Source organism: Fibrella aquatica (assembly GCF_041321135.1).
Taxonomy (GTDB): Bacteria; Bacteroidota; Bacteroidia; order Cytophagales; family Spirosomataceae; genus Fibrella; species Fibrella aquatica.
Window position 1 is genome coordinate 377,232 of the sequence record NZ_JBGGWF010000004.1, and the last position, 26,946, is coordinate 404,177.

The 26,946-nt window shown below is 51.0% G+C and carries 17 protein-coding genes; 11 read left to right on the plus strand and 6 right to left on the minus strand.

All coding sequences use genetic code 11. The annotated features are described in order from the left end of the window. Positions 1–89 precede the first annotated feature (89 nt). The 3 genes from ACAW87_RS12335 to ACAW87_RS12345 all read left to right on the plus strand — a co-directional run bounded on the left by ACAW87_RS12335 (position 90) and on the right by ACAW87_RS12345 (position 4,323). Positions 90–2,339, plus strand: a complete 2,250-nt coding sequence (locus ACAW87_RS12335) for a RelA/SpoT family protein (RefSeq protein ID WP_370723698.1) — start codon at positions 90–92, stop codon at positions 2,337–2,339. 118 nt (positions 2,340–2,457) lie between these two features. Then, positions 2,458–2,970 (plus strand): Fur family transcriptional regulator, encoded by a 513-nt coding sequence (locus ACAW87_RS12340; protein ID WP_370723699.1) that lies wholly within the window; start codon positions 2,458–2,460, stop codon positions 2,968–2,970. A 69-nt stretch (positions 2,971–3,039) separates the two neighbouring features. Next, on the plus strand, positions 3,040–4,323 hold the full coding sequence (locus ACAW87_RS12345) for an adenylosuccinate synthase (protein WP_370723700.1): 1,284 nt from the start codon (positions 3,040–3,042) through the stop codon (positions 4,321–4,323). Positions 4,324–4,483: 160 nt separating this feature from the next. Here ACAW87_RS12345 and ACAW87_RS12350 read toward each other — a convergent pair whose 3' ends face one another. After that, positions 4,484–5,299, minus strand: a complete 816-nt coding sequence (locus tag ACAW87_RS12350; RefSeq protein WP_370723701.1) for a DUF892 family protein — start codon at positions 5,297–5,299, stop codon at positions 4,484–4,486. Between the two features lie 302 nt (positions 5,300–5,601). Here ACAW87_RS12350 and ACAW87_RS12355 point away from each other — a divergent pair, with 302 nt between their 5' ends. Further along, complete coding sequence (locus tag ACAW87_RS12355) at positions 5,602–6,519, plus strand: polysaccharide deacetylase family protein (RefSeq protein WP_370723702.1); 918 nt, start codon at positions 5,602–5,604, stop codon at positions 6,517–6,519. A 99-nt stretch (positions 6,520–6,618) separates the two neighbouring features. Here the strand turns inward: ACAW87_RS12355 and ACAW87_RS12360 are convergent, their stop codons facing one another. Continuing rightward, positions 6,619–7,389 (minus strand): class I SAM-dependent methyltransferase, encoded by a 771-nt coding sequence (locus ACAW87_RS12360; RefSeq protein WP_370723703.1) that lies wholly within the window; start codon positions 7,387–7,389, stop codon positions 6,619–6,621. A gap of 47 nt (positions 7,390–7,436) precedes the next feature. Then, complete coding sequence (locus ACAW87_RS12365) at positions 7,437–10,097, minus strand: TonB-dependent receptor domain-containing protein (protein WP_370723704.1); 2,661 nt, start codon at positions 10,095–10,097, stop codon at positions 7,437–7,439. Positions 10,098–10,442: 345 nt separating this feature from the next. Here ACAW87_RS12365 and ACAW87_RS12370 point away from each other — a divergent pair, with 345 nt between their 5' ends. The 3 genes from ACAW87_RS12370 (at position 10,443) to rlmB (ending at position 15,313) form a co-directional block, all read left to right on the plus strand. Next, on the plus strand, positions 10,443–12,341 hold the full coding sequence (locus tag ACAW87_RS12370; protein WP_370723916.1) for a YgiQ family radical SAM protein: 1,899 nt from the start codon (positions 10,443–10,445) through the stop codon (positions 12,339–12,341). Between the two features lie 438 nt (positions 12,342–12,779). Next, a complete protein-coding gene (locus ACAW87_RS12375; RefSeq protein WP_370723705.1) occupies positions 12,780–14,174 on the plus strand; it encodes a GWxTD domain-containing protein in 1,395 nt (464 codons plus the stop codon). Then, complete coding sequence (gene rlmB, locus ACAW87_RS12380) at positions 14,147–15,313, plus strand: 23S rRNA (guanosine(2251)-2'-O)-methyltransferase RlmB (RefSeq protein WP_370723706.1); 1,167 nt, start codon at positions 14,147–14,149, stop codon at positions 15,311–15,313. Before ACAW87_RS12375 ends, rlmB begins: the two co-directional genes overlap by 28 nt. A gap of 75 nt (positions 15,314–15,388) precedes the next feature. Here the strand turns inward: rlmB and ACAW87_RS12385 are convergent, their stop codons facing one another. After that, positions 15,389–15,775, minus strand: coding sequence for a RidA family protein (locus tag ACAW87_RS12385; RefSeq protein WP_370723707.1), 387 nt, complete (start codon positions 15,773–15,775; stop codon positions 15,389–15,391). A gap of 135 nt (positions 15,776–15,910) precedes the next feature. Between ACAW87_RS12385 and prmC the strand changes: the two genes are divergently transcribed. Both prmC and ACAW87_RS12395 read left to right on the plus strand, forming a co-directional pair. Continuing rightward, a complete protein-coding gene (gene prmC, locus ACAW87_RS12390) occupies positions 15,911–16,768 on the plus strand; it encodes a peptide chain release factor N(5)-glutamine methyltransferase (RefSeq protein ID WP_370723708.1) in 858 nt (285 codons plus the stop codon). A gap of 104 nt (positions 16,769–16,872) precedes the next feature. Beyond that, complete coding sequence (locus ACAW87_RS12395) at positions 16,873–17,829, plus strand: AAA family ATPase (RefSeq protein WP_370723709.1); 957 nt, start codon at positions 16,873–16,875, stop codon at positions 17,827–17,829. Positions 17,830–17,846: 17 nt separating this feature from the next. On the opposite strand, the gene ACAW87_RS12400 is transcribed toward ACAW87_RS12395, so the two are convergent. Further along, positions 17,847–18,791, minus strand: a complete 945-nt coding sequence (locus ACAW87_RS12400) for a GNAT family N-acetyltransferase (protein WP_370723710.1) — start codon at positions 18,789–18,791, stop codon at positions 17,847–17,849. 263 nt (positions 18,792–19,054) lie between these two features. Between ACAW87_RS12400 and ACAW87_RS12405 the strand changes: the two genes are divergently transcribed. Further along, positions 19,055–21,403: an SdrD B-like domain-containing protein gene (locus ACAW87_RS12405; RefSeq protein WP_370723711.1), complete on the plus strand. Its 2,349-nt coding sequence runs from the start codon at positions 19,055–19,057 to the stop codon at positions 21,401–21,403. A gap of 79 nt (positions 21,404–21,482) precedes the next feature. On the opposite strand, the gene ACAW87_RS12410 is transcribed toward ACAW87_RS12405, so the two are convergent. Next, positions 21,483–22,355 carry a Ppx/GppA phosphatase family protein gene (locus ACAW87_RS12410; protein ID WP_370723712.1) on the minus strand — a complete coding sequence of 291 codons (873 nt, stop codon included), beginning with the start codon at positions 22,353–22,355 and terminating at the stop codon, positions 21,483–21,485. Positions 22,356–22,639: 284 nt separating this feature from the next. Here ACAW87_RS12410 and metH point away from each other — a divergent pair, with 284 nt between their 5' ends. Beyond that, positions 22,640–26,869 (plus strand): methionine synthase, encoded by a 4,230-nt coding sequence (gene metH / locus ACAW87_RS12415; protein WP_370723917.1) that lies wholly within the window; start codon positions 22,640–22,642, stop codon positions 26,867–26,869. Positions 26,870–26,946: the final 77 nt, after the last annotated feature.

Genomic DNA, 26,946 nt, shown 5'->3' on the forward strand with positions numbered 1-26,946 from the left:
AAATGAATTTATTTAGTCTTCCTTTTTTATCAGCAAAGCCCTTTTTGGTTGTTATATTGTAGTACGAGTAACAACGACACCACGTCTGTATGAATACTACTGTAGATCCTGTCATCGATTTAGACCTGGAGCGGCAGGAAATCTTAAAACGATACCGCCGGCTTCTCCGCTCTGCCAAGCCGTATCTGAAAGAAAATGATGCCAAACTCATTAAGAAGGCATTCAACACCTCGGCCGAAGCCCACAAAGAGATGCGTCGGCGATCGGGGGAACCTTATATTTACCACCCCATTGCCGTTGCCCAGATTGCCGTTGAGGAAATTGGCTTGGGTACAACATCCATTGTTGCCGCCCTATTGCATGACGTTGTTGAAGATACCGACACCACGATTGCCGACATTGAGCGCACGTTTGGCCAGAAAGTAGCCCGCATCATTGATGGCCTGACTAAAATCTCGGGCATCTTTGAGTACGGCACATCGCAGCAGGCCGAGAACTTCAGAAAGATGTTGCTTACGCTCTCTGATGATGTGCGGGTTATTCTGATCAAGTTGGCCGACCGACTGCATAACATGCGGACCCTCGACTCGATGCCGCGTGATAAGCAGTTGAAGATTGCCTCAGAAACGATCTACATCTACGCACCACTGGCGCACCGATTGGGCCTGAACGCCATCAAATCGGAACTGGAAGACCTGTATTTGAAGTACGTTGAACCGGAAGCGTATAAAGACACGGCGAAGAAACTGCGCGAGACGAAGACGTCGCGGGATCGGTTCATCAATATGTTCATCAAGCCCATTGAAGACGATCTGATTGCCTCAGGCTATCCGTATGTAATCAAGGGGCGCCCAAAATCGATTTATTCGATCTGGAACAAGCTGAACAAATCGAAGAAGCCGTTCGAGGAGATTTACGATCTATTTGCGGTCCGAATCATTCTGAACGTACCTGTCGAGCAGGAAAAAGCCGCTTGTTGGCGTGCCTACTCGATCGTTACGGATCATTACAAACCTAACCCCGACCGGTTGAAAGACTGGATCAGTACGCCCCGCGCCAACGGCTATGAGTCGCTCCACACAACGGTGATGAGTAAGCTGGGGCAGTGGGTAGAGGTGCAGATTCGTACCGAACGGATGAACGAGATTGCCGAGAAAGGCTATGCAGCCCACTGGAAATACAAAGGCAACGACACCCGCACCGGAGCCGGCATTGACTCCTGGATTGGACAGGTACGTGAAATGCTGGAAACGTCGGAGAAAGGTGATCGAACCGGCGCTATTGAATTTCTGGATGATTTCCGGAGCAACCTATACAGCGAAGAAGTTTTCGTCTTCACGCCCAAAGGTGAACTGAAAGTATTGCAACGCGGGGCCACCGCCCTGGATTTTGCGTTTGAGATTCACACGCAGATTGGAGCGCGTTGTATGGCGGCCAAGGTCAACAATGTATTGGTGCCGTTGAGCCATGTGCTGCAAAACGGCGATCAGGTAGAGGTCATTACGTCGAACAAGCAGAAGCCCAAAGAAGACTGGCTTCGGTTTGTGGTGACCTCGAAAGCCAAAACCAAGATCAAAGACCTGATCAAGGAAGATAACAAACGCTACATTACCGATGGTAAAGAACTGATTACCAAACGCCTGAAAATCATGCGAATGGAAATGACCAATGAACTGGTCAATCAGATTCGGGCCTACTTCGGGTCGAAAACAACGAGCGATTTTTATTACCGCGTTGGCAAAGGGCACATTGAGGTAAAAGAGCTCACCAAGTTCAAGGCAGATAAGGAAGCCAAAGAAAACCGCGCCAACAAGGTAAATACCGATGGAGTGCAGGATGGCAAAACAGTAACCCGCGAGCTTAAAAAGATTCACGGTGAACGTACAGACAGCGATACGCTTCTGATTGGCGAAGACCTGGATAAGATCGATTACACGCTCTCGAAATGTTGTAACCCCATTGCCGGCGACGATGTGTTTGGTTTTGTCACCGTGATGGATGGTATTAAAATTCACCGGGTTAGCTGCCCCAACGCCGTCGAATTGATGTCGAATCACGGTAATCGGATCATCAAAGCGAAATGGACGTCACAGAAAGAACTGGCCTTTCTGGCTGGTCTACGTATTACGGGCACCGACCGCATGGGACTCGTTAACGACGTAACGCGCGTCATCAGTAATGAACTGAACATCAACATGCGCTCAGTCACGATTGACTCGAAAGATGGCATCTTCGAGGGAAATATTAAGCTTTATGTGAACGACACCAGCCACCTCGACACCCTGATGCGAAAACTGGAACGCGTTGATGGTGTGTTCGATGTGGTACGATTCGATTGAATTAAGAGTGAAGAATTAAGAATTAAGAGTTGCTCTGCCAAACTTAGACTACTTGAGTTAAGCGGAGCAAGTCTCAATTCTTCACTCTTAATTCTTAACTCTTAATTACTTTTGCCCTATGTCTGCTCCCAATCAAGCGAATATCGACTCGGCGAAGACCATTCTAAGGGCGTATCTGGAGAATAAAGGTCTCCGGAAAACCCCCGAACGGTTCGCCATACTGGAAGAGATATACAACCGCGCCGACCATTTCGACGTGGATGAACTGTATATCTCGATGAAAAACAAAAATTATCGGGTTAGTCGGGCCACGGTGTATAATACGCTCGATGTTCTGGTTGACTGCGATTTGGTGACGAAACATCAGTTTGGTCGCAATCTGGCGCAGTACGAGAAATCATATGGCTACCGGCAACACGATCACCTGATTTGCACCGATTGCCATAAGGTGATGGAATTTTGCGATCCCCGCGTTCAGAATATTCAGAATATGGTGGGCGATATGCTGAAGTTTAATGTCATGCACCATTCGCTGATTTTCTACGGATCATGCCAGCGTGACCCATGCGACAATCGCCGTGAAGGCGAAAAAGACCGGCAAGGCGAACCCGCCAGTCCCGCCGAGGTATAAACCGAATACAACTTTCGCTTAAATAAAGATGGACGTGTAGCGAAGCGTTCTGAATTATTCCGAATTGAAATGGTAGACGTATTATTAGGCCTCCAATGGGGCGACGAGGGTAAAGGAAAAATTGTGGACGTGCTTGCGCCGCAATATCAGGTTGTTGCGCGTTTTCAGGGTGGTCCTAATGCCGGGCATACGCTTGAATTCGACGGATTCAAACACGTACTCCACCAAATTCCATCCGGCATTTTCCGGCCCGATGCCCTTAATATTATCGGTAACGGCGTGGTACTTGACCCGATCGTTTTTCGGCGCGAGATTGACGGACTGGCTAAGTACAACCTGGATTTGCACGCTAACCTGATCATTTCAAAGAAGGCTTCGCTGATTGTGCCTAGTCATAGCCTGCTCGATGCGGCTTATGAGCAAGCCAAAGGTGCCGCCAAGATTGGGTCGACCCTGCGCGGAATTGGCCCTACGTATCAGGATAAAGTAGCCCGTCAGGGTTTGCGTATCGGTGATGTGCTGTCGCCCAATTTCCGGCAGAAGTATGATGCGCTGGTCAGCGCCCACAAAATCATTCTGGATCGGCTACAATTCGACTACACGGCACTGGCCGAGTCGGAGGAGAAGTTTTTCTCGGCGGTTGAATTCCTGAAAACATTCAAACTTACCGACAGCGAATACGACGTAAACCATGCTTTACAGGCAGGCAAGCGTGTTCTGGCCGAGGGCGCACAGGGTTCACTGCTCGATCTTGATTTTGGCTCTTATCCATTCGTAACGAGTTCGAGCACGATGGCGGCCGGCGCCTGTACTGGTCTGGGTATTGCTCCCGGTCAGATTGGTGAGGTATATGGTATTTTTAAAGCCTACTGCACCCGTGTGGGTAGTGGCCCTTTCCCGACCGAATTGCTGGAGGAAACCGGCGAACTGATGCGGAAAGAAGGTCGTGAGTTTGGAGCCACAACGGGTCGTCCCCGTCGCTGCGGCTGGCTCGACTTACCAGCCCTGAAATACGCGGTTATGCTCAACGGCGTAACGCAACTGGTGATGATGAAAGCCGACGTGCTGAATATTTTCGACACAATCCGGGTATGCACGCACTATCAGCTTCCCGATGGCACCGTGACTGAGCAACTCCCCTACGACCTGTGTGACACGGACGTTGTTCCAATCTACAAGGACTTTACCGGTTGGAAAACCTCGCTGGATGGTATCCGTACATTCGACGCCATGCCCGCCGAACTAGCTGAGTACGTTAGCTACCTGGAAGCGGAACTCAACTTACCCATCGCGTTTGTTTCTACCGGACCAGACCGCGAAGCGTTGGTACACCGCGAGGCTGTAAGCGTGTAACACGGACTTCAGTCGGGGACGCCTAGTCCGTATATCGTATAAAAAAACGGACTGAAGTGAAAAAACGGACTAAAGTCCGTGTTACGTTACAAAGCAAAACTCCCCGTCTATCACAGGCGGGGAGTTTTTTTTATAGAGGAAGTATCCGAAAAGCGTATCGTTAAATACCGAGCGTACCGCCCGATGTAGCATTGCCCGTTGAGCCTTCACGACCCGACGAGTAACCCAAGGTTCCCGAACCGCCAGATGGTACGTCGGTACCGTAAGTAGTTGAGTCACCTACAGCCGAGCCACTTTGATAGGTAGCACCACTGGCATAGCCTGAACGAACACCGCTTGCGCTGCCCGTGTTGGTGTTAAGCAAATCATCATCGTCTCCGAACGAGTTGCGACGATTCGGACTGGCATAGTTCGAATCAGCATTTCCTTCTGACTTCGCCCGTTCGTTGACAAACGTTTCGGCCAGTTGCGTCAGCTTTTTGTCGGTATTTTTCTCTTCCTGCAATGTTTGCTCAATCAGTTGAGCGGCTTCTGTATAGCCAAGCAACTGCGCCAGTGAATGCAATGATCCATATGCGGCAATCTCATGATGTTCTACTTTCTGACCGGCGATAATCAGAGCGGCATCACGGGTGAGCGAACCTGTCTCCGTATTGCTGATCACTACATCGGCATCGTCGGCCAAGCCATCAATAGCGTTGCAGGTCATTGTATCAGGTGACTCATTAATGCTTTGGAAAACCCGCTCAAGCCGGACAACCTGATTGCGGGTTTCTTCTATGTGTAGCTGGAATGCCTGACGTACCTGATCGGTTGTAGCTGCGTCGGCCAAGCTTGGCATATTATCGAGCAGTGTTTTCTCAGCGTAATAAATACCTTTCAACTCGTTTACGAAAAGGCCACGCAGCCCTTCATCATTATCAGCAGATGAGTCTCCAGAGAAGAAATCGGCGATTTGTTTTCCAATCGTTGCCATAGCTTAAGTTGGGTTTAGTTTACTGTATTTATTGATTACATTATCATTTGAACAACTATTGTACCATACGCTGACACTGTGGTAGTTAGCTTATTCCGAGAAATGGTTGTGAGTAATTTATTCTACTATATCTGTAGAACAAATGTCATTGTCAACAAATCGTCTGTCAGGTACGTTGGCTTCCAGTCCGTTAGCTATTCAGGAAATGACGATCTCATCGCAATACTCTATATAAACTTCATGGACTATATATACCCGATACAGTTTTAGCTAATTTTGACAAAACGTATCGATTCCAATTCATGTACAAACCTCTCCTGACAACAGCCCTACTGGCTTCATTAGCCCTGGGCTGCGGCGTAAAAAGTAAAAACGTCGATGAAGGTAACGCCACCGCTACCCCGCCCGTAGAAACCGCCGCCTCAGCAACCTCAGTAACTACCGAAACCGCAGCTACAGACGTACCCACGAGCAACCCTACGACCATTCCTGCTGGTAAAATCGCCGATGCAGCCACCATATTAGCCCGCAAACAGGTGCCAATTCTATGCTATCACCAGATTCGTGACTGGCGTGGCTCAGACTCGAAAAGTGCGAAGGACTACATCTGCCCGACCGACGTATTTACCCGGCAGATGCAGATGCTGGCCGACAGCGGGTACAACGCCATTACGGCAGACCAACTGTATGCTTACATGACTACAGGCGCGGCATTGCCCGACAAGCCCGTATTTCTGACCTTCGACGATGGCGATCTGGATCAGTACGAAAATGCATTACCCGTGCTGGACAAGCATAAATTCAAAGCCATGTTCGGCATTATGACCGTGGCCATTGGTCGCCGGGGAAAGCAGCCGTACATGGATAAAACACAGATTAAAGATCTGGCCGATCGTGGCCACGAGATCAGCTGCCACACCTGGGATCACCACAACACCAAGAAATACACGGCCGAAGATTGGGTGACGCAGGCAGTAGAACCCAAGAAGAAACTGGAGGACATTACGGGCAAACCGGTGAAGTATTTCGTGTACCCGTTTGGCCTATGGAATCACGAAGCCGCCGCTGAATTGCAGAAAATCGGATACCTGGCCTCCTACCAATTATCGGAGAAAAAGCGCGACGAGCAATACCCACTCCAAAGCGTCCGCCGCATCATCGCCAGCGGCTACTGGTCGCCCAAGACGTTGCATAACGCCATGGTGGGGAGCTTTAAGTAAAGAAGAGACAAGAAGTGAGAAAAAAGAGTCAAGAGGTGCTTCGCTAATGACACAACATGCTGGTTAGCGAAGCACCTCTTGACTCTCGTTTCTCACTTCTTATCTCTTCTTTCCTATGTAAAAGAAATCCAGACTACCGGCGGGGTTTTGGCTGACGAGGTAATCGGTGTAGTCGATCTCTGAGGCCAGGCCGTCTTGCTGGAGCAGGCGATTACGGTTCATGCGGTTCATTAGATCGTACGGAATCTGAAGCAGTCGACGGGGCAGACGGTGTTGCAGATCGAGTATATCCCAACGCGTGAATTTCTCAACCGACGCCTTATTCTGAGCGTAATAGGTCATCACCTTTTCGTTGCCATGTACACCCCGCGTTTCTACCGTTGGGAAATACTTGCCTATCAGGTTCTTTAGCTCATCGGCCAGGTATTCGCGCACGTGCCAGGGGTTGCGCGTCAGTGAGAACGTTTTGTTTACCGTGGTTAGCAACAGTTGCCCACCCGGCTTTAACACCCGGTAACATTCCTTCACAAACAGGTCGTCGTTTTCGATGTGCTCGATCACCTGAAACGTGACAATGTAATCAAACGTATTGTCGGGGAGCGTCGACAGCGGCGGAATATTGGCCTGAATAAAGGTCGATTGGGGGTATGCCTTGCCCAGCGCATCGATCAGTTCGGCATTCTTGTCGATCCCCGTATACTGATCGGCCGCCTCGGTAAGCAGGTGCAGGCCACGCCCCCATCCACAACCGATTTCGAGTACATTACCGCTGACGATCTTCGCCGCTTCGGTATAAGGAAACAGCAGCCGTTGGTGAACGGGATTATCCGACGCAATGTCGGCGGAGGTTATTTCCGTGGTCTTGTACATAAGTACCCCAAAATTACGACGCTGATCCGGAAAAGCCGTATACGCCGTTAATTGTTGAAGTCAATATCACCCGCTGGATTATCGCGGCGGGAATCGTCGTCCTCACGCTCGGTTTCTTTTGTCAGTTGGCGGCTTAAGCGGTAGCTAAAGCCAATGAACCCGATTCGACTTTCGCGCTTACCCAAACTGGTCGACAGGAAGTTGGGACCGAATGTGTCGCTTTGGAATTGAAGGGTGTTGAATATATCGCTCACCCGAAGGTTGACCGTTCCTCGCCCCTTCAGCACGTCGTGTTTGACGCCGATATCTACGTTGAAAAAACTGTTGATCGTTCCCTGCGCCACAATAAACGGCGACCGGTAGTTGGCCGCAATCTGAATGGCAGTTCCTTTTGCGGGGCGAAGGTCAGTGGTGATGCGGCCGGTCCAGCTACGGTTGGTGCGGGTCAGAATGCCAGGTACGTCCACACTCGCCTGAATCGATCGCTGGAAGAATGTGAAAGTGCCGTTCACTTTCCACCAACTGGTGATGTCTTGATTGGCCACCACTTCCAGCCCGTAGTTCTGTGACCGGTTCAGGTTCAGCGAGGTTTGCTCGGTGATGCCATCCTCGCGCAGGGTGCGGTAATTCGTGATTTCGTTATTCGTTTGCCGGTAAAACAGCGAAGACGTTACCGAAGTCGCTTTGCCATTCCAGAGGTAGCTCAGCTCAAACGAATTGATCAGTTCCGGGCTCAACAGCGGGTTACCAAACCTGATATTGAGCGGGTCAGACAAGTCGACAAACGGGTTAAGTGACCGCACCGACGGGCGGTTGATGCGCCGGGTATAGTTTACCTGTAGCTTCTGCGCCTGACTCAGGTTGTAATTCAGGAAGGCACTGGGAAACACGTAGATATAATCGTTCTTGCTCTGCTGACTCGTGGTGCGCTGATCAGTTGTGATTGTAGTATACTCGGTCCGTAACCCGGCCTGATAGCTGAATTTCTTCAGTTCGTTTCCAAAATTGACGTAGGCCGCGCTCGTGCCTTCGTTATAAATAAAATTATTGCTGATGTCTGTGTTGACCACCCATCCTTGGTCGAGTTGGTTTTCAAAAACATAATCGGCCCCCAGGCGGCGGTAGGTGTATTTCAGGCCCGTCTCGAACCGCTGCTTGTTTTTGAGTGGTTCCACAAAATCGGCCTGTAACACGCCTACCCGGTTATCGCCCGTATTGCGGGCGCGTTGCTGACCGATCAGGAAATTCGGTGTTAGCAAGGTCTCGGGCAGGGTAGTTGTATTCGAGAATGCCTGATTTTCGGTGCCTCGATTCGTGGATAGGGTGCCATCTACTGACAGTGTACGACCTTCTTTGTCGAACGTGCGGCGGTATCCTACCGTATAATCCAATCCCCGTTCCGGCTCCCGCTCTTCAGTGATACGCAGTGTTTGTCCCAACGACAGCCGATTTCCATCCTGTGTATTAAAGGTTTCTACTTCTGAATCGTAACTGTATTCGGGCCGATAGAGGGCCGACATGGTAATGTTGTCACGATCAGACAGTGTATAGTCAAATCCGAGCCGAAGGTTGTTGTTCACGCCCCGGCGAATAGCGTCGTTGCGCTGCGAGAGGTAGCTTGTCGAATCAGTGAAGAGGTTCTGACGGTCAGAAACACGGTATTGAAAACGGCGGGTATCCCGGAAATTGTAGTTTCCAAACAGGTTCAGTTTCTTGAACCGGGCATTCAGATTGACCGACGCGTTGTACTTATCGCGCGTACCCACGTTGACCTGAACCGTTCCGTTGAAACCTGGTGCCCGTTCTTTTTTAAGCACAATATTGATAATGCCGGCAGCTCCATCAGCATCATAACGCGCCGACGGATTGGTAATAATCTCGACCCGCTCAATGTTACTGGCCGGAATCTGCTCCAGCACTGCCTGCCGGTCAATGCCCGTCAGTCCCGAGGGTTTTCCGTCAATCAGCACAATCACGTTGCCACTACCACGCAGACTCAACGCTCCGTCGACATCGACGGTAACCGACGGTACGTTCTGCAAAATATCGATGGCTGAACCACCCTGAGCAATAGGTAGCTGGTCGGCATTGACAATCTTCCTGTCGAGCGAATATTCGAAGGCTGCCCGCTGCCCCTGCACTACTACTTCCTGAAGTTGCCGCGCAGTTTCGGCTAATACCACATCGCCTAAATTAACACTGGCTTTGTCGGCGCTGACCGTGATGCGGGAAACCCGTTTAGGCGCGTAACCGAGGCTTTGCACCAATGCGTAATAAACATCGGGAGCCAGATTAGGAATCACAAAAGCACCGGTTTCATCGGTCAAGGCTCCTGTAACCGAGCTGGAATCGCGAGCCCGAAACAGGCCAATACTGGCAAATTCAATGGGTATCGTTTTTCCGCCCGAAGTTGCCACCAAACGCCCCCGCAACGTACCTGACCTCGACGTGCTATTTACCGATGTAGTGGGCTGAGCGTTCGATTGAGCCCCAATAGGAACCGCCGTTTCGGTCATGACCGGTTTGGGTTGGGTACTATCAGCAGCAATTGGTTTGGTTACAGATGCCCGCCGGGTAGTATCGAGCCGATCGGCTGAATTAAGCTGTGTGGTATCGGGGCGAGTTGGGGCAATAGGCCGCGTGGTATCCGGTTGCATACCCAGCGCTTTCAAAACACCAGACGATGCAGGTGTAGGCTGTTGAGCCATTACAGGGCAAACAGATGCGTTTATTGCCACGACCCCAGAAAGAAGAAGAAGAACTATATATTTCATTAATAAACAGGTTAATTCGAGCAGGTTATAAGTAGTTAACTCTGTGATCCCAATGCTGTTTACTAAACTTCAGCTAGTAACTACAAGAGTTGGAGACATTGGACGCTGGATGTTTGATGCTGAAGAATAAACGGCTATTAACAAGCCTCTGTGATGACCAATATCCAGCGTCTATTATCCAACATCCAATGTCCTAAACACCAAACTTGTTGGCCTTTTCCTGCGTTGTTCCCCAATCAACAAAGCACGACTAACGCTTATTTTTGTCGAATGATCACAATCCGCGAACGGCCAATTACCCATTGGTTACCCATTACGAAGAAAGAGGTTGAGCAGCGAGGCTGGGACGAGGTTGATGTGATTCTGATCTCGGGTGACGCTTACGTGGACCACCCATCGTTTGGCACGGCTGTTATTGGTCGAATCATCGAAAGCGAGGGCTTTAGAGTTGCCATCATTCCCCAGCCAAACTGGCGCGACGATCTGCGCGACTTCAAAAAACTGGGTAAGCCAAAGTATTTCTTCGGCGTTACGGCTGGCTGTATGGATTCAATGGTGAACCATTACACCGCCAACAAACGGCTCCGGTCCAACGATAGTTACACCCCCGGCGGCGAGGCTGGTTTCCGACCAGACTATGCCACCACGGTGTATACCAAAATTCTAAAAGAAATTTATCCCGATGTACCTGTTCTCATCGGCGGTATCGAAGCGTCGCTCCGTCGGGTAACGCATTACGATTATTGGCAAGACCGGCTGATGCCGACGATTCTCGAAGATTCGGGCGCCGACTTGCTGGTGTATGGTATGGGCGAGCAGCCCCTGCGCGAGATTCTACGACTGGTAAAGAGCGGCGTGCCCCTTAACCAGGTACGTGAAGTGAACCAGATCGCTTACATGGATGACACGAGCGCCGTACCTGAGCACGAAAGCTGGTCTACGGTTTCGCTGGCGAGTCACGAAGTGTGTTTGCAGGATAAAATCAAGTATGCGTCCAACTTCAAAATCGTCGAAGTAGAATCGAACAAATGGCAGGCGAACCGGATTCTGCAGCAAGTGGGTAACCGCACGCTGGTGATCAATCCACCGTTCAAGACGATGGACGAGGTTGAGATGGACAAATCATTCGATCTGCCCTACACCCGCCTGCCGCACCCGAAATACAAGAACCGGGGACCAATTCCAGCCTACGACATGATCAAGTTCTCGGTCAACATGCACCGGGGCTGTTTTGGCGGCTGTAGCTTCTGCACCATTTCGGCCCATCAGGGCAAATTTGTGGCGTCGCGCTCGGAAGAGTCGATTATGAAAGAGGTGGACGAGATCACGAAACACCCCGAGTTCAAAGGCTACATTTCTGATCTGGGCGGTCCGTCGGCCAACATGTACCGCATGAAGGGCAAAGACGAATCGATCTGCGCCCGTTGTCAGGCGCCAAGCTGCATCAACCCGGTTATCTGTTCGAACCTCGATACGTCGCACAAACCGCTGACCAGCATTTACCAGAAAGTAGACGCTCATCCCGAGATTAAGAAAGCATTCGTCGGTTCTGGGGTACGTTACGATTTGCTGGTCGATGATTTCAACAAGAACAACGCCGACGGTAACCACGACGAGTACATGGAGCAACTCGTAACGCGCCACGTATCTGGTCGGTTGAAAGTAGCGCCCGAACATACATCGGATGCTACGCTGAAAGTAATGCGGAAACCGTCGTTCAAGTATTTCAGGAAGTTCAAGGAGAAGTATGATCAGATTCAGGATAAGCACAACCTGAATCAGCCGTTGATTCCGTACTTCATCAGTTCGCACCCCGGCTGCGAAGAGCAGGACATGGCGAACCTCGCCGCTGAAACCAAGGATTTAGGCTTCCGCCTCGAACAGGTGCAGGACTTCACCCCTACTCCAATGACGGTGGCCGAGGTGATCTACTACACGGGCGTTCATCCCTACACGTTGCAGCCTGTACACACCGCCAAAACGAAGGAGGAAAAACAGAATCAGAACAACTATTTCTTCTGGTACAAAAACGAGTTCAGGGGCTGGATTAAAAACCGGCTCGCGAAACTCAACCGCCCCGATTTGGCCAAGAAGCTCCTGAGTGATACCCGAGCCGACCTTGTTGAAGACGCACCGGCTAAGAAGCAAAAAAGCAAATTCCGTAAATTCAGAAATTGATCTTTCCCTGACATGAAGAAGGCTCCACTAATCTGGAGCCTTCTTCATGTCAGGGAAAGCAGCGCTTTTGTCATCCCGACCGGTCCGCCGGTGCGGTCAGGATGACAAAAGCGCTGCTTATTCAAACAGTTAAATTGGCCAGGAAATAAAGCAAAGTCAAACCCTGCAAATTCTGTCTAAAAAGCGTTGCTTAGACCAATAAGCCAGAAGATGACCTGCAACATTTCTCATCCTTCTTCCCAAACAACAATCTGTTGGTAGATTTGAGCAGATTTCGGGCAGCTAAAGGCGCTGAACCAAACGAAAGGAACAGGGTTATTCGTTTAACTAACGGGCGCTTCTGCACAACAGGGTAGCCAATTGGTTATCACCCGTTTTAATCTGCTATCCAGCGCCCACCATCCAGTACTATGCCCGACAATGACAAGCTCTTACTTCATGCGTAGTTTCCTTCTACTTCCGATTATAGCCTTTCTGGCAGCCTGCGCTCCTCAAAAGCCTCAGTTTCCAATGCCCAGCCAGTCGTCTACGGCGCAACAGCCAGCACGTACCCGGCCAATGACGTCAGACCCTAATCAGTCGCGATCGAATACGGGTTCGCGGCCCAACACAAGTGCACGACCCGCTCCGTCGAACCCGGTCAGCAATGCGCCTACAAACCCGGAACAACCGGGCAGCGAATGGGCGGTGTTAGCCATCAAAGGCAAGTTTATGACCATCGACACCACGGGTATTCGGGTATTTCTGCAGGTGACAACCACCCAGCCCAACGGACAACCCATGTCGGCCGAGACATTTCGGGAACGGTTTGTGGTGAATTATGTCATTTATCCCGACTATAATAACCGCGAACGGCTTGGTTACGGTAACGTGCCCATCACGCCTGAAGCTATCACAACGGTGAATGACCGGCTGATGCTCATGTTCACCATCAATCGGCCAAAAGGGGCAACCAACGCCGTGCTACTGACCGAGATTTCCGAGACCGGAACCGGCAAAAAATCACTGAACGATTTGCCGCTGCACTTCAAACCCACCCGTCTTTCTGATCAATACGCCGTTTTCGACGCTACCGGTAGCCTGCCTCAAATGCGTAACTTTGTGCGGGCGCAAGACACCGTAGTCATCCGCGATATGCTGGGAACGAAGCGGAATCTGTTTGCTTACCGGTATAAGCACGAGTTCGACCCGGCGTTGCCACCCATGACCTCGACCCAACGCCCTGCCTCCCGGACGCTGAACGTTGATTCACTGATGGTGGTGTCTACCAATGAACCAATTCGGTTGCCGGGCGAAGGGCTGTATTATTTCATGGCCGACACGACTGACCTGTCTGGATTAGGGCTTATGGCGACCGATATGCGTTACCCGAAAATGACCCGCCCCGAACGATTGGTGAAGCCATTGCTTTATATGAGTACGGGAACTGAAATTGCGGAACTGAATAACACCAAAGAAGCAAAAAAAGCCCTTGACCGCTATTGGCTGTCGCTGATGGCAGGTAATGAAGACGTGGCAAAAAAGGCTATTAGCGCCTATTACAATCGTGTAGAAGATGCCAATCAACTGTTTACCACCTATAAAGAGGGCTGGAAAACAGACAAGGGCATGATCTACATTATTCTGGGTTCGCCCGACCGGGTGCAGCGTAGCCGCGACCGGGAGGTATGGGTCTACAACCGCCGAAGCAATTTGTCGGAAGTAAATTTTACATTTAATAGAAAGCAAAATCAATTTGTCGAGGACCACTATGAACTGGTGCGCTACAGCGAATATCAGCCCATTTGGTACCCAATAGTAGAAGCATGGAGAACCGGCGCAATTCGCGAGTAAATACAGATACCAATCGTTCCGACGAGTCGTTTGACGACGACCGCCCCCGCGATTTTACCCGGACCGACGAACCCGACCGTTCGCAATCACCCGTGGGCCGTTCGCGTCCCTCAGCCAGTCAGGACGTACCTGAGCGTGGCACGCCCGAACGACGCCCCGCCAACCGCCCCGCCACTGAACGACCCTCGGGACGGTCATTCGATCGCCGTCGTGAAGAAGGGCGTGGTCCTTTTGCCAACCGTGACCGGGAAGCATCATCCGACGATCATAAAACAACAGAACGCCCAACATCCCGGACAGAGCGCTCAGAGTCATCGGAATCAGGCTCTCGTCCGCCCCGTTCCGGCGGATACGATAAGCCTCGCCCTGATTTCCGGCATAATACGCCTCGGCCCGAATCAGACGAAATCGTGTATGGTATTCAGACGGTGATCGAAACGCTGCGTTCTGGCCAGCAGATCGATAAGCTATATATGGAGAAGGAGTTGAGCAACCCTGATATTCAGGCGCTTGCTTACCAGAACCGCGTTACCATTCAGCGTGTACCTGTTGAAAAGCTGGACCGGCTGACCCGCAAAAACCACCAGGGCGTTGTGTGTCTGGTCGCTGCCGTTCAGTACGTGAAACTGTCGAACGTAATGGCCGATGTACACGAACGCGGTGAGGTTCCGTTCCTGCTCCTGCTCGACCGCATTACCGATGTTCGTAACTTCGGGGGCATTGCCCGCACCGCCGAGTGTGCCGGTGTACAGTGCATTGTCATTCCCGGAAAAGGGTCGGCCGCCATCAATTCCGACGCCATGAAAACCTCGTCGGGCGCGTTGAACCACATCTCGGTTTGCCGCGAATTTGACCTGGTCGACACCATCAAGTTCCTGCAAAAGTCGGGGGTTCAAGTGATAGCCTGTACCGAAAAATCGCACCGCGACCTGTACGCGCAGACTACCGACGTGAAAGGCCCACTCGCCATTGTGATGGGATCAGAAGATGATGGTATCTCGCCCGAAATTCTGCGGGCAGTCGATAACCACGTAAAAATTCCCCTGCTTGGTCAGGTGGGATCACTCAACGTATCGGTAGCCACGGGTGTGGTACTTTACGAAGTGGTCCGTCAGCGAAGTCTGGAAGTAGAGGCTTAGTATTTCTTTATCAATCCTGATAAAATGCCGCTGTTAGCCTTTACGGGCCGACAGCGGCATTTTTTATTCAGCACGCTATGCGCTGATTACGGCCGTAAATTCAATCTCAACCAAATATTCCGGGCCCACCAACTGACTGATGCCGTACATACCGGTCGTGGGTTTAATTTCGCTGAAGAACTGTCCGTGAGCCCGGGCAATATCCTCGAATCGGCCAATGTCGGTGGTGAAAATCCGGGTCCGTATCACCTCATTCAGACTGGCACCAGCTTCTTCCAGCACCTTACCAATGCGCTCGATGATATTGACGGTCTGGGCATAAGCATCGTCTGCCTTCACCGTCACGCCATCAACAATGGCTACCGTACCCGATACTTCAATGAGATTACCAACGCGAACCGCGCGGCAATAACCAACTTTGTCTTCCCAGGGAGAACCGGAGAGAATGGTTTGTTTTGTCATGATTTACAAAGAGAAAAAGCCAAATATAAGCGGGTAGACGTACCTGTAATTCCTGTTGGTTCTGTCAGGTTCAGTGTTTCCATAACGGCAACCGGGAAAACTTCCCTATTTTTGAGCCAAACACCCGTTTGTCGTATGGCCAGTACTGCCCGACCCCTTTATCAGCAACTTAGCCGTAACATCATCGCCTACCCACCCGAAGAAGCGCGGGAAATGGCGTTTATGCTGCTCGATCACTACTTTGGTCTCCGTAAGGCCGACGTGCTAGCCGACCGTGCCCTGCCCACTAACCGCACCGAACCCGACTGGTTCCGCATTATTGAGCGACTAAACCGGCAGGAGCCCATTCAGCACGTGATTGGCACCACCATCTTCTGCGGCCTTGAATTTGAGGTTTCGTCAGACGTGCTGATTCCGCGTCCTGAAACCGAAGACCTGATTCGCCTTATCATGCACGACTTTGCCGATATGACCGAGCGCCCCGTACGGGTAATCGATATTGGCACAGGCAGTGGCTGTTTGGCCGTTACACTCGCCCGCTTTCTGCCACAATCAGACGTGACAGGCTGGGACGTATCGGAGGAAGCCCTATCTACGGCCCGCCGAAATGCCGACACGTTACAGGCCGATGTCAACTTTCAGATTCAGGATATCCTGAACGTACCTGAAAACATGGTTGACCTTTTCGACTGCATTGTGAGCAACCCACCCTACGTGACCCGTTCCGAAGCGGCGCTGATGGATCGTAACGTGCTGGCTTACGAACCCGACGTTGCGCTGTTCGTCGACGACGCCGATCCCCTGATTTTTTACAAGGCGGTGGCCGATTTTGCCGCTTCCCATTTATCAGAAACGGGCATCTGTTACGTAGAAATAAACGAGCGGTTCGGCGAGGCAACCAAAGCCGTTTTCGACGAACGCGGATTTGCCAGTGTACAGGTCTACAAAGACATTCACGGCAAAGACCGCAGCGTCAGGGCATCGAAAAAATAGTTTACTGTTTTCTGTTTAGTGTTTTCTGTTGCGCTGCTAATTCAGCAATCCGCGCTTTGGCAACGCAACAGAAAACACTAAACAGAAAACAGTAAACTTTATTTATGTCTTACCATTCTCAAATTAGCCGGGCGCGCACCGAAATTGGCAAAGTCGTGGTGGGGCAGGATAGCCTCATCAACCGGCTGCTTATTGGCCTGTTTACGGGTGGACATATTCTGCTCGAAGGTGTACCCGGACTAGCCAAAACCCTGACGATCAACACGCTTGCTAAAGTTTTACAGCTTGATTTTCAACGTATTCAATTCACACCCGACCTCTTGCCGGCCGATCTGATAGGTACGATGATTTATAATCAGCGTACGTTCGATTTCGAGGTAAAGCAAGGGCCCGTTTTTGCCAACCTCATTCTGGCCGATGAAATAAACCGGTCGCCCGCCAAAGTGCAATCGGCCCTACTGGAAGCTATGCAGGAAAAGCAGGTAACCATCGGCGAAGAGACGTTCATTCTCGACCGGCCCTTTCTGGTGTTAGCCACCCAAAACCCGGTTGAACAGGAAGGAACGTACCCACTACCCGAAGCACAGGTTGACCGATTCATGATGAAAGTCTTTGTCGATTATCTGAGCAAAGACGACGAACTGGAGGTGATGCGCCGCATGTCGAACATGAACTTCAACTACGAAGTACAACCTATTCTGGATAAAGACGACGTTTTTGCGATTGGTGACGACATAAACCAGGTCAATATTTCAGAATCGCTGGAACGGTACATTATCGAGCTTGTTTTTGCCACCCGCCGCCCCCTCGATTACGGTCTGCGCGACGAAGCCCGATACATTCAGTACGGCGTATCGCCCAGGGCCAGTATTCACCTGAACCTGGCCGCCAAAGCAGTGGCTTATTTCGATCAGCGCGATTACGTATTGCCTGAAGACATCAAGGAAGTATGTCCGGATGTGTTCAATCATCGGGTGCTGCTCAACTACGAGGCCGAAGCCGACGGCATCACGTCCCTGCAAGTCATTGATTCAATTCTGAAAAAAGTGGCTATTGGCTAAGCTTCTTGAAGCATGTGTCAGAAGCGTTTTTCCCAAACCATCTTGGGCGACTCATGAGCGCCCAAATTTCGTTTGAATCGCATCAGTCCAAGCTTTGGCAGCCGGTGCTCATCAACCGAAACGCCTAAATCAAGCAACTGAATATTTTCCTGCTGACAGTACTGATAAAGCCCCTGCGTTAGCATCACCGCCGGACTATACACACGGTAGGTCAGATCATCGGCGGGCAAAAAATTGTACAGAATATCAGGACGTACCCGAACGGCTACGGTTAGCGCGGCAACGTTGATTCCGTCGCGAACAACAAAGACCGGGTATTGATCGGGGAAACGGGTCAGCAAGTGAGCCAAACGCTCGGGGGTGATGGTTAGCGTATACCCTTTCTGGCGGCGACTATGCTGAATAAACTGAATTACCTCCGCAATAGACGGGTTAATCCATAACGATACCGAAAAATTGGCCCGATTGCATTTAGCAAGCCGCCGCCGTTCCGACAGGTGCATGCGTGCAGACAATGGATCGAGCGTTACCGGGAGGTGGAAATTAGTTAGCTGATCAACTAGTTTGTAGTTCCTTCGCTGTAGCTCCTGAGCCAGCCGTTCGGCTTGTTGCGGAGCATAACAATGCGGATAATTGATGAGGCGAAGTACTGGCAATCCCATTCGAGTCACTTCGTCTTCCAGGGTATCAATCAGCTCAGTCAGTGTACGTTCAGGCAGGGTGCTGGTAAACTCAACAGACCCGAAAGGGGCAAGCTTTGGACTGATTGCCAACTGATTATCCACAAAAATGGCGCAGCGGGCATCGGCCTGCCGAGTAACCATATTCAAGGCTGTCAGCAAATGAAACGAACCGTTATCCTGTTGCCGTAACTGCACCTCTTCATTGAAGAAAAAACCCGGTTGGCTGAAAACAGGAATTGAAGGATCAAGTTCAGAATAATGCGTTTGAATCTGGTACATACGGACAACGAAGCACGGCAAAGGTAAGCGGTTTAAAATGGCCTTCTGATAAGAACTACTCTACAGAAAATACACGTACAAATACACTTAATAAATCATATATAGCATTTACAGCTTTTGGCATGATTTTAGATAAGAGCCTTTACAGAACCTGTAAATATGTGATTTTTATGATATTTGGACTTGATACTCCAGTCAGGTACGCTTGTGCCTGCCTCGGCGTGAATGCTCAATCAAAGGCGTCACGTAACGTCCTTAGTTCGTTGATAATCAGCTATTTTTTTCTCTCTTCCCCGTTTGTCTCAGCCCAGGTCAGTGGAACGGTTTATCGCGATTATGATCGAAACGGGCAGCAGTCTTCTACCACACCAACTGAATTAGGCGTTGCCGGCATACGGGTAACTGCTTATGTAGATGGTATCACTCAGCCTTTTACTACAACAACTGCCGCCAACGGGTTATTTTCCTTTTCATCTTCAGTAATTATCCCGGGTAAGCAGGTACGTCTCGAATTTTCGGGTGGTCCACTTTATTCATATGGCACACCAAATGCGGCGGGTGATATACAGTTTGTGCAGGCACCCGCTACTGTCAAATACGGCCTCAGCGACCCGGCTGAGTATTGCCAGACAGAACCGTTGCTGGTAACACCCGTTTACCAGACCGGAGCACTACAATCGACAGCAACGCTGGTAACGTATCCCTTCGCAGCCCAAGGTCAGCCGCTTACCATTCAGGAAATGCCCAACCAGATCGGCACCAGCAACGATTTGGGAACGGTATGGGCTACAACCCTTCAACGGCAGACCAATCAGTTGGTGAGTGTAAGTTTCCTGAAAAGGCATGCTGCTTTGGGGCCTCTGGGCATTGGCGGCATTTACGTCACTAATCCCGCCACAGCCACTTCTGCAGCCTACATCAACGCAGGCCAGTACCTAACCCTGGCTTCGCCTGCTGATCTGACCGCCCTCTCAGCGCGTACCTTACCCCAGTCGTTTACAACGGCAAGCGCCGATCAGGTTGCCTTTCAGTTAGTAGGTAAAGTAGGCATGGGCGGAGCCACCTTCACTCCTACCGAAGACAAGCTTTGGGTCGTAAACCTCTACGAAAAAACGCTGGTCAGTATTCAAACGGGTGCTCCCCTGCGCCCGGCCAGTACACTAACACCCGACGCTTTTTCGAGCTTCACTATTCCTCAATCGTTTACAACCGGCGTAAACAGGCCCTGGGCAGTAGTATATCATCACGGGAAACTTTACGTTGGCGCTGTCAATGATGCATCGGTGAGCAAACAACGGGCTGATTTGAAAGCCTGTGTGTATGCTTTTGACCTGGCTACAAATACCTTCGATCCAACGCCGGTTATTGTTGTTCCGCTTACCTATCGTAAAGGGTGGGCCGTAACAAGTCCCGATCCGGGTATGTCGCTCGGCGAGTATTGGGAACCCTGGAGCGACAACTGGGCCGAGTATGCTACCAACATAATGAGTGCTACCACCACGCCACAAGTGCTCCGCGTTGTTCGCCCACAGCCCATTCTGTCATCGATTGGGTTTGATGCCGAAGGAGCCATGCTCATCGGACTGATGGACCGTACCGGCCACCAAACGTCACGCAATCAGCTTTCACCGACTGAGACATCATCTACGCCAACAACGCTCTTTAGCGGCTACACAGGAGGTGATTTGCTGCGGGCTGCCTTTGTAAACGGAACGTACCTGATCGAAGCGAACGGTTCTACCGGTTCCAACTCAGGTTGTGGACTCGATAATGGACAAGGGCCAGTGTACACCAGTCCGGGAAATCTGACAGCGGCAGGTGAATTTTATTGTAACGATCAATACAGCACGCTTAACCAGGAAACATTTGCCGGCTCTTTGTACAGTAATCCAAGTTTCGAAAACCTGTTCGTCAACCTGTTCAATCCACTTACTACCTGGTCGGGAGGAACGGCTTTTTTTGACATGAAAAACGGTGATCTACTCCGTCGATATGAAGTATACAGAGATGCAACGGTCGATAACGCAACATTGCCAACCCCGCGATCTACATTTGGGGCTTCAAACGGATTGGGGCAGTTGAATGCGCTCTGCGAAGCCGCTTCGGTATCTGTTGGCAATCGGGTTTGGGTAGACCTTAACCGCGATGGCATTCAGGGACCAACAGAACCTTCGCTGGCTGGGGTGAAACTATCGCTCTACTCTGCTTCGGGTGCATGGTTAGCCACCACCACCAGCAATGAACAGGGACTATACAGTTTCAAGTCTGGAGCGGGAATAACTTTCAATTACAACGTGCCTTATTTTATTGCGGTAGGTGCCGACCAGTCGGCACAGCAGTTTAGCGTAGCCGAGAAGGTACTCACCGTAGCCAACAAACGCTACAGTATCACCAGTTGGAATCAGGGTGAAGGTACCAACGCCACCCAGAATGACTCTGATGCCGTTCTGCTCACCGGCTCTACCACGGCTCCTGCTCTGAATGGCTTACCCGTTATGCAGTTTCAGGTGAGCCTGCCGGGTCAGACCATTCACTCACTGGACGTAGGCGTTCAGGAAGCTGGCCCCTGCGTCCAAACCTGCCTCCAGATTGTCAGTCAGCGAATCCGTTAATCTGAAGTAGATATTTTTTTAACAGGCTTAACTGCTAACCTCTGTCAAGCCTGTTAAAAAAATATCATTTCCAGGTACGTTACTGGCTTAGTTGTTGGTAAACCACCTGTAGAATACCGTCTTTGAGCCCCAGGTCGGGTACAGAAATATCGACAGCACCCGCCCATTGCATTGCCGAAATGTAAATCTGGGCAGCCGGCACGATCACGTCGGCCCGGTCGGCATTCAGGCGGAGCTTATGAATCCGTTCTTCGAGGCTAAACCCGGAGATATAATCCCGCATACGGATAATTTCTTCCAGCGTAGTGGTTGTGTTACTCGTTTTAGAAACCAGATTGAATAATTTACTGATGTTTCCGCCCGTGCCAACGGCCACCACCGGCTGACTACGGTCAATATTTTCGGCAATCCAGGCCTCTACTTTCGCCCAGGTGCTGCGCATGTCTTTACCTTCCAGTAACCGCACCGAGCCAATTTTGAATGACCGGGAGGCTAGCTTTTTCCGGTTTATGTACACGTTCAACTCGGTACTTCCGCCGCCCACATCGATGTGTAAAGTCTGCCGTTCATCGAGCGCCAGTACTACCACATTATTAATCAACTCGGCTTCTTTCTGACCATCAATGATCTGGATGGGAATGCCCGACCGCAGTTCAACCAGATCAACTACATCGAGTCCGTTGGTTGCTTCACGCATGGCTGACGTAGCACAGGCCATAAACGCCTCGACCTCATGCAGTTCCATCAGTAATTTATATGCCTGCATCAGCTTAACGGTACGTTGTACACTGGCGGGGGTCAGGGCACCGTGGGTAAACACATCGTGCCCCAGCCGAAGCGGAAAACGTACATATTCGACACGCTTGAAGCTAACCACTTCGTCGTTGGTCAGCACTGTCGATATTTGCATGCGTGCGGCGTTGGAACCGATGTCAATGGCAGCCAGTTTCACTAGAGTGTATGAGTTTGAGGGTCAACAGGGCTGAGTGTAAACTCTGAAACGCTGCGACACGGCTAAAAAAAAGAGCAATGAAATCGTAAGAAGAAAGTTCTTCGACGATAGGCGGCAAAACTACAGTGATTTTAGCATTGTTCAGACAATACCCAATAAAGCGTATTTTTGTATTTTCCTGAGTCATAAGCTTTTCTTATTGACTTATTCCACGAAAAAGTTGGCTTCCCTTGCAACATATTTCTGACCTCCTCCAGCAGCGTATTCTCGTTCTTGATGGTGCCATGGGCACAATGATTCAACGGTATGACCTCACTGAGGCCGACTACCGGGGCGAGCGCTTCCGCGATTATCCACACGATGTAAAGGGTAACAACGATTTGCTGTCGATTACCCGGCCCGATATAATTGCTGAAATTCACCGCCAGTATTTCGAAGCGGGCTCCGACATTGTGGAAACCAACACCTTCAGCGGCACCCGGATCGCGATGGCCGACTATCACATGGAGGATCTGGTGTATGAACTCAACTACGAATCGGCCCGGATTGCCCGCGAAGTAGCCGACGAGTTCACCCGCCAAAACCCTGATAAGCCTCGCTTTGTCGCGGGAGCTATGGGGCCAACCAACCGCACCGCCAGCCTATCGCCCGATGTGAACAACCCCGGTTACCGCGCCGTAACCTTCGACGAACTGGTAGATGCCTATTACGAACAGGTAGAAGCCCTGGTTGCTGGCGGGTCAGATATTCTGCTGGTCGAAACTATCTTCGATACGCTCAACGCCAAAGCCGCGCTGTTCGCCATTGATAAGTATTTCGCCAATCACCCCACCCCGTCAGGGAGGGGGGAAAAAGCGTTGCCGGGAAATCAATCTGATAAAACAGCTGAACCTCTGGTTTACAACAATGCGCCTTTCTATCATACAGACGAAGCTCGGTGGAAAATGTTGAAAGAGTTTGCGCGGGCAAATCGAAAAAATTCAACTGAAGCCGAGGAAGCACTCTGGCAGCAAATTAGAGGGAAGAAAATCCTTGGCGTGAAATTCCGTCGTCAACATGCTATTCAGGAGTTTATTGCTGATTTTGCTGCCATCGAAAAACGACTTGTCATCGAAGTTGACGGTGGCATACATGATGAACAGCGCGAGTATGATGCTATCCGAACAGAATATTTAAACGCGAACGGTTTTAGAGTTATACGCTTTACAAACCAGGATGTTCTTAATAACATCGATTCTGTTCTCACGACCATAAAGCAAGCGATAACCGACCAGACTCAAAAACTGGAGATTACGCCTGAGCATACCCCCCTCCCTAACGGGGAGGGGACGGGGGTGGGGTGGCCGCTGCCTATCATGATCTCCGGCACCATCACCGATGCATCGGGACGTACCTTGTCGGGGCAAACCACGGAGGCCTTCTTGTACTCGATCTCACATCTGCCTTTGCTGAGCGTGGGCCTGAACTGTGCCTTGGGAGCAGAACCAATGCGGCCCTACATTCAGACGCTCTCGAAAGAAGCCCCGTTCTTCGTGTCAGCTTACCCGAACGCCGGATTGCCCAACGAATTTGGCGAATATGACGAAACGCCGGAGATGATGGCCACGCAGGTAGAAGGCTTCATGCGCGACGGGTTTATCAACATTATTGGCGGCTGCTGCGGCTCTACGCCCGACCACATCCGGGCCATTGCCGACGCCGCCAGTCGGTTCAAGCCCCGCCAAAAACCAACGCCCGAACCGTATCAGAAGCTGAGCGGACTGGAGCCTTTGAAAATTACGGAGATAACCAACTTCGTGAACATCGGCGAACGCACCAACGTAACCGGTTCTAAAGCGTTTGCCCGCCTCATCAAAGCCGGTGATTATGAAGCCGCCCTGGCCGTTGCCCGGCAACAGGTTGAAAACGGGGCGCAGGTGATTGACGTGAACATGGACGAAGGCATGCTCGATTCGGCCGAAGTGATGGCAACGTACCTGAACCTGATCGCTGCTGAACCCGATATTGCCCGCGTGCCACTCATGATCGACTCTTCGAAGTGGGAAGTCATTGAAGCCGGGTTAAAATGCGTGCAGGGTAAAGCCATTGTGAACTCGATCTCACTTAAGGAAGGCGAAGAAGCCTTCATTGAACGGGCACAACTGGTGAAACGCTACGGCGCGGCGGCAGTGGTGATGGCGTTTGACGAAGATGGACAGGCCGACAGCTACGAACGACGCATCGAAATTTGCGAACGGGCCTATCGAATTTTGGTCGATAAAGTTGATTTTGCTCCACAGGACATCATTTTCGACCCGAACATTCTGACCGTTGCCACCGGCATCGAAGAACACAATAACTACGCAGTCGACTTCATCAACGCCACACGATGGATCAAGGAAAACCTACCCCTGGCCAAAGTCAGCGGCGGCGTATCCAACATCTCATTTAGTTTCCGGGGTAACGAACCCGTTCGCGAAGCGTTCCATTCGGCCTTCCTCTACCACGCTATTCGGGCCGGTATGGATATGGGTATTGTCAATGCCGGTCAGTTAGCCATCTACGATGATATTCCAAAAGACCTGCTCGAACACGTGGAAGACGTGCTACTTAACCGTCGCGACGACGCTACCGAACGTATGGTTACGTTTGCCGAAACGGTGAAAGCGAAAGGGAAAGAAGTTGTAGTCGACGATGCCTGGCGCAACGGCACTGTCGGCGAACGGTTGACATACGCTCTGATAAAAGGCATTACCGAGTTTATCGATGCCGACGTAGAAGAGGCCCGACAACAAGCCGAACGGCCATTGCACGTGATTGAAGGGCCGTTGATGGATGGCATGAACGTGGTGGGTGACCTCTTTGGTGAAGGAAAAATGTTTTTGCCACAAGTGGTGAAATCAGCACGGGTGATGAAGAAAGCCGTGGCTCACCTGACACCTTACATTGAAGCCGAAAAGCAGGTAGGTGAGGCGGCGGGAGCGGGCAAAATTCTGCTGGCTACCGTGAAAGGAGACGTACACGACATTGGCAAAAACATCGTTGGCGTGGTGCTTGGCTGTAACAACTACGAGATCATTGACCTAGGTGTGATGGTGCCGACCCAGAAAATTCTGGATGCGGCCCGTGAGCATAATGTAGACATTATTGGCCTTAGTGGCCTGATTACTCCGTCGCTGGACGAGATGGTAGGCGTGGCCAAAGAAATGGAACGGCAGGGTTTCACCATGCCGCTGCTCATTGGCGGTGCCACTACCTCACGCATTCATACGGCCGTGAAGATTGACCCGCACTATTCAGGACCAGTCATTCACGTGCTCGACGCCAGCCGAAGCGTACCCGTAGCCGGTCGACTGGCTAGTAACGAAGCCGAAACCCGTGACCTGATTTTCAAGGAAATAAAGGCCGAGTACGTGAAACTGCGCGAAGACCATGCCAAACGGCAGAAAGAAAAGAACCTGCTGACCATCGAAAAAGCACGCCACAACCGCGTACCTATCGACTGGAGTAATTTCGAGCCAACAAAACCGACTTTCCTGGGCAATCGCTACTTCGATGACTACCCACTCGACGAAATCGCGAAATACATCGACTGGACTCCCTTCTTCCAGACCTGGCAGCTCAGCGGCAAATACCCCGCTATTTTCGAGGACGCCGTAGTTGGGACCGAGGCAAAAAAACTGTTCAACGACGCCAATGAGCTATTGCAGCAGATCATTGACGGAAAGCTGCTGAGCGCAAAAGCAGTGGTTGGCTTCTACCCCGCCAATGCCACCGAAGACGACGTACTGATTCATGATTATGAGACCGTTACGCGCGAAATTCCCTGCGAACGCCACGGTTCTCATCAGCATACGGAGTACAAGATCAGTCGGGCGCAATCGCAAACAGAGGTTACTCCGGCGGGTGAACTGCTGTTCGATACTAAGACGGTGCTCCACTTCCTGCGGCAGCAAAATCAGAAAGCAGCCGGTTTACCCAACCTCTGCCTCGCCGACTTCGTGGCTCCCCTCGATTGTGGTCGGGAAGATTACATCGGTGCGTTTGCTGTTACGGCAGGTATTGGCATTGAAGCGCTGATCGAGAAGTACGATCGCGAACACGACGATTATAACAGCATTATGGTGAAAGCCCTTGCCGACCGGCTTGCCGAAGCCTTCACCGAACTCATGCACGCCCGCGTTCGCAAGGAGTTCTGGCCCTACGCCAGTAACGAACAGTTGAGCAACGAAGAGCTGATTAAAGAAAAATACCAGGGCATTCGTCCTGCACCGGGCTACCCCGCCTGCCCCGACCACACCGAAAAAGCAACCCTTTTCAATTTGCTAGAGGCTGAGCAAACAGGTATTGTGCTGACCGAAAGTTTTGCCATGTATCCGGCCTCGTCGGTTAGCGGGTTCTACTTCAGTCACCCCGAATCGAAATATTTTGCGACGGGCAAGTTGAGCAAAGACCAGATTGTCGATTACGCTCATCGCAAGGACATGCCGCTCGAAGAAGTCGAACGCTGGCTGGCCCCCGTGCTTGCTTACTGAGAAGATCAAAAACGCAAAAAGGCGGACCGTTGGTCCGCCTTTTTGCGTTTTATGGCCATCAAGGTTACAGAAGATAA

Coding starts and splice junctions, on each gene's coding strand:
- ACAW87_RS12335 (WP_370723698.1), top strand. CDS start 90: ATGAATACTACTGTAGATCCTGTCATCGATTTAGACCTGGAGCGGCAG.
- ACAW87_RS12340 (WP_370723699.1), top strand. CDS start 2,458: ATGTCTGCTCCCAATCAAGCGAATATCGACTCGGCGAAGACCATTCTA.
- ACAW87_RS12345 (WP_370723700.1), top strand. CDS start 3,040: ATGGTAGACGTATTATTAGGCCTCCAATGGGGCGACGAGGGTAAAGGA.
- ACAW87_RS12350 (WP_370723701.1), bottom strand. CDS start 5,299: ATGGCAACGATTGGAAAACAAATCGCCGATTTCTTCTCTGGAGACTCA.
- ACAW87_RS12355 (WP_370723702.1), top strand. CDS start 5,602: ATGTACAAACCTCTCCTGACAACAGCCCTACTGGCTTCATTAGCCCTG.
- ACAW87_RS12360 (WP_370723703.1), bottom strand. CDS start 7,389: ATGTACAAGACCACGGAAATAACCTCCGCCGACATTGCGTCGGATAAT.
- ACAW87_RS12365 (WP_370723704.1), bottom strand. CDS start 10,097: ATGGCTCAACAGCCTACACCTGCATCGTCTGGTGTTTTGAAAGCGCTG.
- ACAW87_RS12375 (WP_370723705.1), top strand. CDS start 12,780: ATGCGTAGTTTCCTTCTACTTCCGATTATAGCCTTTCTGGCAGCCTGC.
- rlmB (WP_370723706.1), top strand. CDS start 14,147: ATGGAGAACCGGCGCAATTCGCGAGTAAATACAGATACCAATCGTTCC.
- ACAW87_RS12385 (WP_370723707.1), bottom strand. CDS start 15,775: ATGACAAAACAAACCATTCTCTCCGGTTCTCCCTGGGAAGACAAAGTT.
- prmC (WP_370723708.1), top strand. CDS start 15,911: ATGGCCAGTACTGCCCGACCCCTTTATCAGCAACTTAGCCGTAACATC.
- ACAW87_RS12395 (WP_370723709.1), top strand. CDS start 16,873: ATGTCTTACCATTCTCAAATTAGCCGGGCGCGCACCGAAATTGGCAAA.
- ACAW87_RS12400 (WP_370723710.1), bottom strand. CDS start 18,791: ATGTACCAGATTCAAACGCATTATTCTGAACTTGATCCTTCAATTCCT.
- metH (WP_370723917.1), top strand. CDS start 22,640: ATGGGCACAATGATTCAACGGTATGACCTCACTGAGGCCGACTACCGG.